Origin of the sequence: Nocardia sp. GP40, assembly GCF_050434125.1 — a bacterium.
Lineage (GTDB): Bacteria > Actinomycetota > Actinomycetes > Mycobacteriales > Mycobacteriaceae > Nocardia > Nocardia albiluteola.
This window is the reverse complement of the sequence record NZ_JBNPVW010000003.1, coordinates 437,218-450,700: the sequence shown is the minus strand read 5'-3', so window position 1 is coordinate 450,700 and position 13,483 is coordinate 437,218. Positions and strand designations below refer to the sequence as shown.

General features: G+C 69.9%; 12 protein-coding genes. 9 read left to right on the top strand and 3 right to left on the bottom strand.

The features are described from left to right. Window positions 1–27 precede the first annotated feature (27 nt). The 9 genes from ABH933_RS11080 to ABH933_RS11040 all read left to right on the top strand — a co-directional run bounded on the left by ABH933_RS11080 (window position 28) and on the right by ABH933_RS11040 (window position 6,518). Window positions 28–1,080, top strand: a complete 1,053-nt coding sequence (locus ABH933_RS11080; protein WP_429416798.1) for a 3-keto-5-aminohexanoate cleavage protein — start codon at window positions 28–30, stop codon at window positions 1,078–1,080. 34 nt (window positions 1,081–1,114) lie between these two features. Further along, window positions 1,115–1,693, top strand: a complete 579-nt coding sequence (locus ABH933_RS11075; RefSeq protein WP_429416795.1) for an RBBP9/YdeN family alpha/beta hydrolase — start codon at window positions 1,115–1,117, stop codon at window positions 1,691–1,693. A gap of 282 nt (window positions 1,694–1,975) precedes the next feature. Beyond that, window positions 1,976–2,782, top strand: coding sequence for an acyl-[acyl-carrier-protein] thioesterase (locus ABH933_RS11070; RefSeq protein ID WP_429416792.1), 807 nt, complete (start codon window positions 1,976–1,978; stop codon window positions 2,780–2,782). A gap of 67 nt (window positions 2,783–2,849) precedes the next feature. Further along, window positions 2,850–3,131, top strand: a complete 282-nt coding sequence (locus ABH933_RS11065; RefSeq protein WP_429416789.1) for a DUF3027 domain-containing protein — start codon at window positions 2,850–2,852, stop codon at window positions 3,129–3,131. A 121-nt stretch (window positions 3,132–3,252) separates the two neighbouring features. Beyond that, a complete protein-coding gene (locus ABH933_RS11060) occupies window positions 3,253–3,534 on the top strand; it encodes a hypothetical protein (protein ID WP_429416787.1) in 282 nt (93 codons plus the stop codon). After that, window positions 3,534–4,493, top strand: coding sequence for an FAD:protein FMN transferase (locus tag ABH933_RS11055; RefSeq protein WP_429416784.1), 960 nt, complete (start codon window positions 3,534–3,536; stop codon window positions 4,491–4,493). Before ABH933_RS11060 ends, ABH933_RS11055 begins: the two co-directional genes overlap by 1 nt. Then, the gene (locus ABH933_RS11050) at window positions 4,490–5,053 is read left to right on the top strand and encodes a ferric reductase-like transmembrane domain-containing protein (RefSeq protein ID WP_429416781.1); all 564 of its coding nucleotides are present in this window, start codon (window positions 4,490–4,492) and stop codon (window positions 5,051–5,053) included. Before ABH933_RS11055 ends, ABH933_RS11050 begins: the two co-directional genes overlap by 4 nt. Next, complete coding sequence (locus ABH933_RS11045) at window positions 5,050–6,288, top strand: NADH-ubiquinone oxidoreductase-F iron-sulfur binding region domain-containing protein (protein WP_429416778.1); 1,239 nt, start codon at window positions 5,050–5,052, stop codon at window positions 6,286–6,288. Before ABH933_RS11050 ends, ABH933_RS11045 begins: the two co-directional genes overlap by 4 nt. After that, window positions 6,285–6,518, top strand: coding sequence for a ferredoxin (locus ABH933_RS11040; RefSeq protein ID WP_429416776.1), 234 nt, complete (start codon window positions 6,285–6,287; stop codon window positions 6,516–6,518). Before ABH933_RS11045 ends, ABH933_RS11040 begins: the two co-directional genes overlap by 4 nt. Before the next feature lie 23 nt (window positions 6,519–6,541). On the opposite strand, the gene eccCa is transcribed toward ABH933_RS11040, so the two are convergent. The 3 genes from eccCa to eccD are packed head-to-tail and all read right to left on the bottom strand — an operon-like array spanning window position 6,542 to window position 13,459. Next, window positions 6,542–10,564, bottom strand: a complete 4,023-nt coding sequence (gene eccCa, locus ABH933_RS11035; protein WP_429416773.1) for a type VII secretion protein EccCa — start codon at window positions 10,562–10,564, stop codon at window positions 6,542–6,544. Then, a complete protein-coding gene (mycP, locus tag ABH933_RS11030) occupies window positions 10,554–11,996 on the bottom strand; it encodes a type VII secretion-associated serine protease mycosin (protein WP_429455022.1) in 1,443 nt (480 codons plus the stop codon). The genes eccCa and mycP overlap by 11 nt, the downstream gene beginning before the upstream one ends. After that, on the bottom strand, window positions 11,993–13,459 hold the full coding sequence (gene eccD, locus ABH933_RS11025) for a type VII secretion integral membrane protein EccD (protein WP_429416768.1): 1,467 nt from the start codon (window positions 13,457–13,459) through the stop codon (window positions 11,993–11,995). The genes mycP and eccD overlap by 4 nt, the downstream gene beginning before the upstream one ends. Between the last annotated feature and the right edge of the window lie 24 nt (window positions 13,460–13,483).

Below are 13,483 nucleotides of genomic sequence, written 5' to 3'. Positions count from 1 at the left end.
CAACACATTTGAACAAGGAGCACCATCATGCACTTCCACGACGACGCGCTGTTCCCGGAGAACCAGGACAAGCTGGTCATCACCGCCGCTCCCTACGGTCCGGAGTGGGAACCGGACGATTTCCGCGAGGACCTGCCGCTGACCATGGAGGAGCATGTGCAGCAGGCGGTGGACTGCTTCGAGGCGGGCGCCACGGTCCTGCACATCCATGTGCGCGAGCTGGACGGCAAGGGGTCCAAGCGCCTGTCGAAGTTCAACGAGCTGCTCGCCGGGCTCCGCTCGGCCGTTCCGGAGATGATTCTGCAGGTCGGTGGCTCGATCTCGTTCGCGCCGGAAGGTGAAGGCGCGGACGCGAAGTGGCTGTCCGACGACACCCGGCACATGCTGGCCGAGCTCGACCCGAAGCCCGATCAGGTGACGATCGCGATCAACACCTCCCAGATGAACATCATGGAGCTGATGACCCCCGACGACATCGCGGGGACCTCGATGGAGCGGCCCGAACTGGCCGCGGCGTATCGGGAGATGACGGTTCCGGCCGGTCCCGAGTGGGTCGCGGAGCACCTGAAGCGGTTGCGGACCAACGGTATTCAGCCGCATTTCCAGCTGTCGAGCATTCCGCAGCTGGAGACGGTGGAGCGGCTGATCCGCCGCGGGGTGTACAGCGGTCCGCTGAACCTGACCTGGGTGGGCATCGGCGGCGGCTTCGACGGACCGAACCCGTACAACATCATGAACTTCATTCAGCGGGTCCCGGACGGCGCCTGCCTGACCCTCGAAACCCTCATGCGCAGTGTACTTCCGGTGAATGCGATGGCGATGGCGCTGGGCCTGCACACCCGGTGCGGCAACGAGGACACCATCTGGGGTCGCCGGGGCGAGAAGTTCACCTCGGTGCAGCAGATTCAGCAGCTGGTGCGCATCGCCGGTGAGCTCGGCCGCGAGGTCGCCACCGTGAAGGAGGCCCGGGAGATCTACAAGATCGGGACGGTGTACGCCGACGCCGACGAGACCCTGGCCCGGCTCGGATATGCCCCGAACCGCAAGCCTGGACAGGTCGGATTCACCCAGCACGCCTGACCTGTCGGTGCACCGAAAGGAATTGCCGCACACCATGAACGCCTCGCTAGACCCGACCGTCGTGATCGTGCCCGGCCTGCGCGATCACGTCGAGGAGCACTGGCAGACCCTGCTGGCCGGGACTCTCGACAAGGTACGCATCGTCCCTCCGCTCGAGCGCGACAAGCTCAGCCGCGCGGCCCGGGTCGAGGCGCTCGACGCCGTGCTGACCGCCATCGACGGTCCCGTGGTCCTGGTCGCGCACAGTGCCGGTGTGATGATCACCGTGCACTGGGCGCGGCACGCCACCCGCCCCGTGCAGGGCGCGCTGCTGGCGACGCCACCGGATTTCGAATCATCCTGGCCTGCGGGCTATCCCACCACCGCCGAGCTGAATGACCATGGCTGGAACCCGTTTCCGTGGCAGCGCCTGCCGTTCCCGGCGATCGTCGCCGCCAGCACCACCGACCCGCTGGCGTCGTTCCGGCGGGTGTCCGGGATGGCCGAGGCCTGGGGCAGCCGCCTGGTCGACCTCGGCGACGTCGGCCACCTGAACCCCGCCTCGGGGTACGGGCACTGGCCACGGGGCGGCGAGCTGCTTCGCGAGGTGATCGGTATGTCGTCGCGCGGGTGATCGTCGCGGACGGTGGGGCGGCTGATGCGGACGGCAGTGCGGCCGATACCGGCGGGTGAACGGGATGGCCGAGGCTTGGGGTCCGCGCATGATCCTCGCGCGCGGGTCCATGGCTGATGCCGGCGGCTGCCCGGCCGACGTTGCCGGCGGCGTCCTGGGTCCGGCACGGTCTCGGACCGGTGCCGTCTCGAGTGGCACGGTCTCGTACCGCGGCCGTGTCGGGGTTCGGGATTATGCCGTCCGGTCGGTACGCTTGCCTGTGACCACCGAAAGGATGTGTTCATGGGTGCTGCCGCAGCCGTCGACGAGTTGCTGGACATAGCGTCTCCGCTCCCCGCGTGCGGGGACCTGAGCCGGGCGTTCCACGGGGAATGGCCGGTACGCCTGGGGGATACCGACGGTGACGAGCGGCTGCGGCTGGATGCGGTGGCGCGGTACCTGCAGGACATCGGGTGCGACCATCTGGTGGCGGTCGAGGAGGGGGACCTGCACCCGGGCTGGATCGTGCGCCGCACGGTCATCGACGTGCTGGCGCCGATCGGGTTCGGGGACCGGGTGCACCTGTGCCGGTGGCCGTCCGCACTGTCGAACCGATGGTGCAACATGCGCATCCAGGTGCGCAGCGAGGACGGCGGGCTGATCGAGACGGAGATGTTCCTCATCCACGTCGACATCGAGGCCGGGCGCCCGGCGCGGATGAGCGACCGCTTCATGGCGCCGATGCTCGCGGCGACCACCGAGCACCGGCTGCGATGGCGGCCCGCGCTGCGGGAGAGCACCGGCGTGGACGCGGATACGTGGTCGTTCCCTTTGCGGGTCGCCGATGTCGACCGCTACGGCCATGTGAACAACGCCGTGCACTGGGCGGCGGTGGAGGAGGCGCTGGCCCGGTTCCCCGACGCGCAGCCGGCGCCCTACCGGGTGATCCTCGAACACGCCGGGCCGGTGATGGCGGGCGATGACGTGCAGATCCGCGCCTGGCAGGACGCCACCGGACTGCGCGTGCAGCTCGAAGTCGACGGCAGCGCAAGGACATTGGCGAGAATCGAATCCGCCGCGGGTACCGGGCCCGGCGAGAGCTCCTGCTGAGACCCGGCTTTCGCGTGGTACGAGGTGAACCTGTGTGGTGCACTGGTTCATTACTCGGATTTGGGCTGTGGTGAGCGATGCGGGACCGTGGACCGGCGACAGTGAACGTCACAATGCCGAGTGCGGCCGGCGCTGGCTGCCGCTGAACCGCTCGTCGGCCGCTCCGAACTACCCCGAGGCGTGGTACTGGGAGCAGTGCGGCGGATGCCGATTCTGGATCGCGCTACAGGGGCGAATCGGGATGGATTGGGGAGTCTGCACTAATACATCCGCGTTCGACGGACGGGTGCGGTTCGAGCACGACGGGTGCGATGCCTTCGAGGCCCGCGACGACGGTTCCTTCGGCTGAGCGCCGGTGACGCTCGCAGCGTTATAGGTGGCGGACTCCCAGGCTGCACACAGACTCCGTCGGCACTCTGGTCTGCGATCGGGCACCACGCTCCGCCGACATCGATGAACAGAGCACCGCCATGAACCCATCGCACCCACCTCAGCCGGGCCGCCGCGCCGGGCGCCAGGCCACCGTCGCACTGGTGGCGCTCGCCACCGTCGGCACGGTTGCCGCCTCGGCGGCCGCCTACACGCACTCCGCCGCCGCATCGAGCGGAGCGACCACGCAGCCGACGTCCGACACGGGCTCGTCGGTCGCGCCCGCGACGGACGGCTCGGCATCGCAGCTGGGTACGGACGGCTCGGCGCCGCAGCTCGGGCCCGGTTCGGGGCAGGTACACGCTCATTCACAGGGGTCGTGATGACGCCTTCGCCGCCCGCCGAACTCACCACGGACGATCCTCGCATCGCCGCGTGCGCGTGGCCGGTGTGGGGAACGACCGCCCGCATCGTCGTCACCGATCGCGGCGCGTTGACCGCGGCCCGGGCCTTGATCGTCGAACACCTCGATGCGGTCGACCGGGCCTGCAGCAGATTTCGCGACGATTCGGAGATCATGCGGCTTGCGGCGCATCCCGGAGTTGCCGTGCCGATCGGTCCGGTGCTCGCCGAGTATCTACGGGTCGCGTTCGCCGTGGCCCGCGAGACCGCGGGCGATGTCGATCCGACCGTGGGAAACATAATGTGGGACTTGGGCTATGACCGAGATTTCGCGCTCCTCACCGATTCGCCCGAGCCCGTTCGCGTGGTGGTGAACCGCCGCGCCGACTGGACGCAGGTGCACCTCACCGAACGGACCGTGACTGTACCGCCGGGTGTACTGCTGGACCTGGGCGCCACCGCCAAGGCCCATGCCGCGGACCGGTGCGCGCGGCTGGTCATGGAGCAACTCGGGTGTGGTGTCCTGGTCGGTCTGGGCGGGGACATCGCCACGGCGGGTCCGGCCCCGGCGTCGGGGTGGCAGATCCTGGTGCAGGACGGCGGTAACGAGCCGGGCACCCGGATCAGGCTTCCCGAGGGCGCGGCACTGGCGACGTCGAGCACGCTGCGGCGGCGCTGGCGGCGCGGTGCGGAGCTGGTGCATCACATTGTCGACCCGCGCAACTGTGTTGCGGCGGAGCCGGTGTGGAGAACTGTATCGGTGGCGGCCGCCTCGTGCGTGACCGCCAACGCGATGACCACCGCGGCGGTCGTGCGAGGCCGCTCCGCACCGGCACGATTGCGCGAAAGTGGCATGCCCGCACGGGTTGTCGGCCGCGACGGCGAAGTCCTGACCCTCGGCGGCTGGCCCGCCGAGTCCACTGCGGGGAGCGGCCGATGACATCCGCGGGAATGGACCAGGCGCTGTGGGCATTCGGACGCGGCAGCGGCGTCGCGGCGCTGGTGGTACTGACGATCGCGCTGGCGGTCGGGATCGCGGCCCGCTCCGGCCGCGCAATGCTGTTGCCGCGCACCGGACTCGCCGACTTCCATCGCGGCGCGGCGCTGTGCGCGACGGCCCTGGTGAGTCTGCACGTCCTGAGCCTGCTCGCCGACCCGCAAGCACAACTACGGCTCGTCGACGTGGTCGCGCCGTTCGCCAACTCCTACCGGCCGATCTGGCTCGGATTCGGGACCGTCGCCGTCGATCTGGTCGCCGCGATCGTGATCTCCGCGTTGCTGCGGCGGCGGATCGGACCGCAAGCTTTCCGGCTCGTGCACTGGGCCACTTACCTGCTCTGGCCGATTGCGCTGCTGCACGCGGTGGGCACCGGCACGGACAATACGCAGCCGTGGATGCTCATCGTGGCGGCCGCGTGCTCCCTCACCTTCGCCGCCGCCGTGATCTGGCGCGCGAGTAGCGATTTCACCGAATTTCGAACGATCGGGAGCCCGCGATGACAACACAGCTGTCCGGCGCACCAGCGGGTGTCCGGCGTCTGCTCGCCGCCGAGAATCCGAGCCTGCCCGCCCACCTCGACTGTTACGGACCGCAACTGCCGCAACGGGATTCGGGCGAGCTGATCTCCGCTGTCGCGGCCGCCGGACTCCGGGGACGCGGGGGCGCGGGATTCCCGGTCGCCAGGAAGCTGGCGGCCGTGGCCGCGGGACGCCGCGCGATCGTCATCGGCAATGGGGCTGAGGGGGAACCGGTGAGCAGCAAGGACGCCGTCCTGCTGACCCGCGCCCCGCACCTGGTGCTGGACGGGATCTCCGTCGCGGCAGCCGCCGTCGGCGCGCGCGAATGCCATCTGTACGCGCCCGCACCACTTCTCGAACCCATCCGGCGCGCGCTCGGCGAGCGGCGGGCCGCAGGATACGACACCCGCCACGTCGAAATCACCGCGGCGGCAGACGGTTTCCTCGCCGGGGAGAAGACCGCGGTCGTCAACCGTTTGGCAGGGCGGGCGCCCATTCCGTCCGACCGGACGGGGAGCACCTCGGAGGCCGGGCTGCGGGGTCGGCCCACCCTGGTCCACAACGTGGAGACCCTGGCCCATCTGGCACTGGTCGCCCGCTACGGCCCGCACTGGTTCCGGGGCGCCGGCACCGACGATGAACCCGGCACGATGCTCGTCACCCTCTCCGGGACCGCCGTCACGGGCGTGCTCGAAGTCGAATTCGGTTGCAGCCTTGCTGCTTTGATCGAACACAGCGGCAGGACGAACATTCGCGACGTCAGCGCCGTGCTGATCGGCGGATATCACGGCGTCTGGATCCCGAGCGACGAGCTCCACCGAGCCGCCCTGTCCACCTCGGCCCTGCGCCCGCTGCATGCGACCCTCGGGGCCGGAGTCGTCACCGTATTGCCGCGCACGCGGTGCGGGCTGCGCGCCACCGCCAACATCACCGCATATCTCGCCGCGCAGAGCGCCGGCAGCTGCGGCCCCTGCCGAAACGGATTGCCGCAGTTGGCTGCCCGGCTGTCCGAGCTGGTCAACGGACCCCACGGCGACCCTCGGGAAATCGCCCGGCTGGCCGGGCTCGTCGACGGCCGCGGCGCCTGTCATCACCCCGACGGAACCGCGCGGCTGGTGTGTTCGGCGCTCACCGCTTTCGCCGACGATATCGCACTCCACGCGCGCGGCGCCTGCCGGGCCGAGCTGGAACGAACCGGAAGGAGCCTTCCGCAATGACATCCGAAGCCCCACGCCTGCATATCGATTGGACCCGCTGTGACGGCCGTGGGCTCTGCACCGAACTGCTTCCCGAGCTCCTGACGCGCGACGACTGGGGCTACCCGTTGACGATGCGTCCCGGCGACCCGATCATCGACAACCATCTGATCGGGCCCGCCACCGACGCCGTGGCCCTGTGCCCCCGTCTGGCGCTGAGCCTCGTACCTGGGCACGCATCTCGACGCTGATCCGACCCGATCCCCCCCGTACCTCACTGCGGTGGGAAGAAGGTCACCTGGATCATCTCGTTGCCCCGGCTTCGGGACACGAGCGTGCCGCGGCCCGGGGGTAACGCACTCGAGCGGACCCCTCCGAGCAGCACCCCCTCGTCCTTGGGCGCACTCATCAGCAACGCGCTGACCGACAGATCCTTGAGCGGCCCGAGCACCGGATCGTACAGCGCCCGCGACGCGCCGCCCGCGCGCCGCGCGATGACGACGTGCAGCCCGATGTCCCGGGCCTGCGGCAGCAGCTCCAAAAGCGCCAGCAGCGGGTTGTTCGCCACGACCATCTCGTAATCGTCGACGACCACGTAGATCTCGGGCCCGGTCCACCAGCTGCGATCGCGCAGCTGCTGCGGGGTGATGTCCGCGCCCGGAATGCGCCTGGCCAGATATCCGGCGACCTCCTTGAGCATCGGGATCGAGGTCTGCGAGGAGGTGGTGTAGCCGGCCAGGTGATCGCCCTCCACCAGGCCCAGCATGGTGCGGCGATAGTCGACCAGGATGACCCGCGCCTCGTCCGGGGTCGACCGTTCGACGACGCCGGCGACGATATTGCGCAGCACCGTGGTCTTGCCGGACTCCACGTCGGCGAAGATCATCAGGTGCGGCTCGGCATCGAAATTCAGTATCACGGGCTGCAATTCGGACTCACCGAGCCCCACGGCGACCCGAGTCGGACCGAGGTCGGCGCCGACGGCCTCGACGGCCGCGGCCACGTCATCGCGCTTCACCTCCGCGGGCAGCATCCGCACCGCGGGGGCGCCGCGGCCGCCGTAGAGCTCCGCGAACTGTTCCTTGGCGGACGCGACGCCCTCGGCGATGGTCAGGGGATCGGTATCGGAGTCCACCCGCGGCAGCGCCACCAGCATGTGCATGCTGTCGCGGGTGATGCCTCGCCCCGGCCGCCCGATCGGCACGAGAGCTGCTGCGCGGCGGTTCATTTCGGAGTCGCTCGGTTCGCCGAGCCGCAGCTCGAGCCGGGTGCCGATCTGGTCCTTGACGACCGGACGGATCTCCAGCCATCGCGAGGCCGCCACCATGAGGTGGATGCCGTACGACAGTCCCTGTGTGGCAATGGCATTGACCATCGATTCGAGCGGCTCGAACTCCTCGCGGAAGGCCGCCCAGCCGTCGATCACCAGGAAGACATCGCCGAAATGGTCGGCGGAGAGCGGGTATGCGGCCCGGTCGGGCTCCGGCAACCCCAGCAGTTCTGCCTTGCGCATGCGGAATTCGCGCATGCTCTCGATGCCCAGGGCGCGGAATCGCTCCTCCCGCTGCCGCATCAGGGTGGTCAGTTCGGCGATCGTGCGGCGCACGCGATCGCTTTCGAGCCGCCCGGCGGTCGAGCCGACGTGCGGCAGGTCGGTCAGCGCCGCGAGGGTGCCGCCGCCGAAATCGAGGCAGTAGAACTGTGCCTGCTCCGGCGTGTGGGTCGCGGCGGCGGCCATGATGATGGTGCGCAGGGTGGTCGACTTTCCGGACTGTGGCCCGCCGACGACCGCGACATTGCCCTGGGCGCCCGCCAGATCGATGGTGAGCACCTCGCGCTTCTGCTCGTAGGGTTTGTCGATGATGCCGATCGGCATCCACAGCCGCCCGTTGCGATTGCGCGGCGAGCTCCACTCCGGATCGGGCAGCAGCATGTCCAGGCTGGGGGAGACGTCCAGCGGTGGCAGCCACACCTCGTGCGCGGGCCGGCCGTGCCCGCTCAGCCGCTCGACCACGACCTGCAGCATCGTCTTCTCGGGTCCGGCCGGTTCGGTTGTCCCCAACAGGGTGTCGAGGTCCGGCAGCTCCACGTGCGCCGGTTTCGGCGGCTCGGTGATCTCGACCGGGCGCGCGGTGAACAGGGCGGCCGGACGGCCACCGGCCGACTTGCCGCCGCTCTGTCGTGCGCCGCGCGCGGACACATAGGGCCCCGACACGTAGGCGCCGTTGAACCGCAACGGATCCGCCGCGTCGCTCTTGAGGTACCCGGACCCGGGCACACTCGGCAGATGGTAGGCGTCGGTGATGCCGAGTACCTGACGGGACTCACTGGCCGAGAACGTGCGCAGGCCGATCCGGTACGACAGATGCGAGTCCAGCCCGCGCATCCGGTTCTCCTCCAACCGCTGCGAGGCCAGCAGCAGGTGCACGCGCAGCGACCGGCCCAGGCGCCCGATCATCACGAACAGGTCGGCGAAATCGGGCTTCTGCGAGAGCAATTCGGAGAACTCGTCGACGACCACGAACAGCGCTGGCAGCGGATCCAGCAATGCGCCGTTGGCGCGGGCCTTCTCGTACTCGGTGACGTTGGCGAAATTGCCTGCCGCGCGGAGCAGTTCCTGACGGCGGTTCAGTTCGCCCGCGAGCGCGTCGCGCATGCGGTCCACCATCGAGAGTTCTTCCTCGAGGTTGGTGATGACCGCGGCGACGTGCGGCAGTGGATCCAAGCCGAGAAACGTTGCACCGCCCTTGAAGTCGACCAGCACGAGATTGAGCAGGTCGGGCGAGTGCGTGGTGACCATCGACAGGATCAGCGTGCGCAGGAACTCGGACTTTCCGGAACCCGTTGCGCCGATACACAATCCGTGCGGTCCCATGCCGTTCTCGGCGGACTCCTTGATGTCGAGTTCCACCGGGGTGCCGTCGGGGGTGACGCCGATCGGTACCCGCAGTCGCTCGCGTGTGGTGCGCGGCCGCCACACCATGTTCGGGTCGATCTGCGCGGCGTCGGAGATCTTGAGCAGCGACATCAGCCCCGGATCGGCGCGGGTGTCGTCGTCGAGGTTCAGCACCTCCGCCATGGCGATCCGGTATCGGGCGATGTCCCGGGCGAACGCCCTGGCCTGCGCCGGGCGCGTCAGATCCGCCGTGGCGAACTCCTCGGCGCCGACCGCGGACCGGGCGGCCAGCGTGCCGTCGGTCAGCACCAGCCGCAGGCCGCGGCGCACGGCCAGCCCGGTCGCCGGGGCGGTGAGGTCGATGACGGTGACCGAGTCCAGGCCGGCCTCCGCGACCAGCCGCTCGGAGCCGTCGACGAAGCCGTCATCGATGACGACGACCAAATGCATGCGCCCGGCGGTGGGCGGTGCATTGCGCATGAACCGGCCGCGCTGCGAAAGTTCGTCCGCCAGAGCGCGTTCGAGCTCGGCGAGCGAGCTGTACATCATCCGGGCCTGGCCCATGCCGTCGCGCATCGTCGCGTGCAGGATCTGCGGCAGCCACTTCGCCCACGACCACGCCTCGCTGTCCGGGTCGGCGCACACCACCGCGATCGCCAGGTGGTCCGGACCGTGAAAGGCGGTGAGCTCCATCAGCATCGACCGCATCAGTGCCCGGGTCTGCGCGCGGTCGCCCTCGACGTTGATGGCTGGGAAGGCGCGCAGCGAGATCGCGGTCGGCAGGTCGTGGACCACGGAGTGGGTGCGGACGAATCGGCGCAGGGCGACCGTCGACACCGGTTCCAGATCCTCCAGCGGCCCGGTCTCGGGGCGGGCGAGCTTGGTTGCGATCCTGTGGCTGCCGACGCCGACCCGGACGTGCGCGAAATCGGGATCGTTCGGGCGGCGCTCCCACATCCGCCGGGTGCCGATCAGCGATTGCAGGTCGGCCGGGTCGGGGTGACTCCATTCCAGGGCCTCCCGCTGCAGCGCACCGGTCTTGCGGACGTCCCTGCGCAGTTGCTCCAGATAGCGGAAGTAGTCCTTGCGGTCCTCGTTGAGCTCGGCTGCCTTCTTGCCACCGCCGCGGCCGCCCCCGGCGAAGGTGCCCACCATGGACATCACCATCATCATCGGGAACATCAGCGACAGCGGATTGCTCAGCACCCCACGGCCGCCCGTGGTGATCATCAGGGCCACCATGCCGACCACGGCGACGGCCATGACCAGCGGCATCAGCTTCAGCAACAGGCCGCCCGGTATCGTCCGGGTCAGCTCGGGCGGTGGATTCAGGACCACCTCGCCGCCGGGCGCCCGCGGCGGAGCCAGGCGCGTCGTGCGGACGAATCTGTCAGTGCTCATCGGTCGAACTCACACTCATGCGAAATCCTGTTCGGTCGTGCAGCGGCGAGTCGTCGTCCTCGGTCGCGTCGCGCCGGGACCCGCGCCGCAGCGCGGCCCCGATCGCGCTGCCCAGCGCGAGGGCAAGGAGGCAGGCGATCGTGCCGACGGCGGCAATTCGCCTGGGCAGGGGGTCGATTCGGGGCGCCGCCGCGGCGGGCGGAAGTCTTCGGCCCGCGGCCGCGGCCACCGTTTGGCCGGGCAGCTGGGCGGTGAGCGCGGCGACCGCATCGACCGTGCCGTATCCGACGCGATCGTCCCGTCCGGGGCCCGGCGCGTGCGCGGTGCGGATGATGCGGTCGATGACCTGCCGCGCCGACAGGGCCGGAAAGCGGGATCGCACCAGCGCCGCCACCCCGGAGACGAAGGCGCAGGAGAAACTGGTGCCGTTGATGGGGTTCGGCGGCCCGTCCTGGGCGGGGATCCCGTCGACCAGGCCGGTCCCGCCCGGAGTGCTGTCGAGCGAGACGAGGTTGGTGCCGGGCGCGGCGACCGAGATCCAGGGGCCGTCGAGCGAGAAGTCCGACACCTTGCCATCGGGATCGGTCGAGGCGACGGACAGCACGTACGGCGTGAACCACGCCGGGCTGGCCACGGTCTTCACCCGATCCCAGCCGGTGCCGTCGTTCTGCGCCTTGCACGCCCCGTCGCTCTGCACGTTCCCGGCCGCGGCCACCACCACGACGTTGTGGTCGTACGCGTATTCCACTGCGGCGCCGAGCATTGCGTCGTTCAGGCTCGCGCCCGCGGGCGCGCACGAGACCTCGGACATGTTGATGACCGTCGCGCCCAGGTCGACCGCGCGCACGATCGCGCTCGCCAGCGTCGTCACAGTGCCGTAGCCGCCGCTGGACATGGCTCCCGCGTCGTCCTGGTGACCGCTGTTCTTGGCCTCGAACTCGAGGCTCAGCTGGCGGATCGACAGAATCGTGGCATCCGGTGCGACGCCGGCGAATCCGTCGCCGGGACTCGGCTGGGCCGCGATGATGCCCGCGACGAAGGTGCCGTGCCCGTCGCAGTCCGAGGTGCCGTCGGAGTTGGAGACGAAGTCGCCGCCGGGAATCAGATGGGGCAGGCGCGGATGGCGATTCACGCCGGTGTCGATGACCGCGACCGTCTGCCCGCGGCCGCGACTGAACTGCCATGCCGTCGGAAGATCAAGCGCCCGTTGCGCATCCGGCGCGGTGCGCGGCGTATCGCGGGTCAATACGGGCTTCGCGCACAGCGAGCGCTGCCCGGTGGGCTCGGGCGGCGCCGGTGGGCCGGGATGCGGAACCAGGCGCGGATCCACCACGGGCGGTGCGATGGCCGCCGCTGGCGGCGCGGCCGACACCGCAACGAACAGTGCCGCGGCGACCAGAGCCGCTGCGCCCGTACCGAAACCGGCTCTCATAGGTTCCGGGCTGTCGAATAGAGATCGAGGGACCACAGGACCAGCGGGATCACCGTGACGATGAGCACGTACTCGGCGATCTCGCCGGCCCGCCTGGTGACCGGGGACATGTCGATCGACGGCCCCACCACGCCCACGCCGACCGCGATGGCGGCCATGGCCAGCAATATCGCTGCGGCCGTGACCAATTCGGTGCTGTCACCGAGCCCGAGCTCGATCAGCGTGCCCAGGAACGCCGCACAGCCGCCGCCCACGAGGGTCCCCGCCTGAATCAGGTCCGCATAGGCCCGGCCGCGCAGGCACAGAATCCCCGCGACGACGAACGCCAGCGCGATGCCCTGCCAGTGGTGTGAGCTCGGGGCGCCGGCGGTGACGACGGCGGCCGCGACGGCCGCGAGGGTGGTGCCGATAAGCATCCCGGACTGGTATTCGGTTGCGGCCCTGGCCCGTTCGGTCAGACCCATGGCCGAGGCCAGCGCCGTGGCCCCGATCGCGCCGACGCCCTCGATGGTCGGGCGCGGCTCGTGGTCGGCCGGATCGATCGCACCGCCCGCGGTCGGCACGGGCGGCACCGGCAGCCGGGAGGCCAGCACCGCCAGCCGCGCCGCCGCCGAGATCGCGATCAATGCCGCGACCGACACTCCGGCGGCGACCTTGCCGGGTGGAGTGTGCGCGGTCATCATGACCGCCGCGGCCGCCCCGCCGAACAGCGCGACGGTGACCGCGGCGGCGAACATCGTCGCCCCGGTCCGGCTGACGCGGTGTCCCAGCGCCGCGGCGACCAGCAGCACCGCGCATCCAAGGAGCGCGTGCGGGCTCCCGAGGTCACCCGGAATCAGCAGCGCCACACCGGAACTCAACAGCAGCAGGGCGTACAACGACAGCGCCGTGGACACCGCGGTGAGCGCGAAGACCCGCGCGACGATCATCGCCGCGGCGAACGCGACAATGCCGGTGGAGGTCGCCACGGCGCCCGGGACCACCCCACCCTGATCGCCTTTCGACAGAGCCAGCAACAGGACCGCCACGGGTACCGCGACCATGGCCACGAGCAGCCCGGCCCACCGCGCGGTCGTCGCGGTCCAGCCGCGGAACGAACTCTGCGTCAGGCGCGCGACCGCGTCGATGACGTCGTCGAACAGGACCGGAACCGTTTTCGTGCCGACCGAGCGCAGCACCAGCAGCTCACCGTCGAACACGCGCGCCTCGGCGAGCGTCGAATCCGGTTGTATCGCTTCGTGTCCGAGCCGCGCGAGCGTCCAGTGCCGGGTCTCGATCGCGGCGTCCTCGCGCTCGGTGAGGTCCGGGTTGCGCGAGTCGATCAGCGCCACCACATCGGTGATGAACTCGGCGATCGGGACGGTCGTGGGCAGGCCGACATCGATCTGCGTGTTGTCCCCGATTACCGAAACTCGGCACAATTCGGGTTCACCGGCGGCCGACCCTTCAAATGATTCGATCAATTTCCCCGCGTCCCATGATGCTGA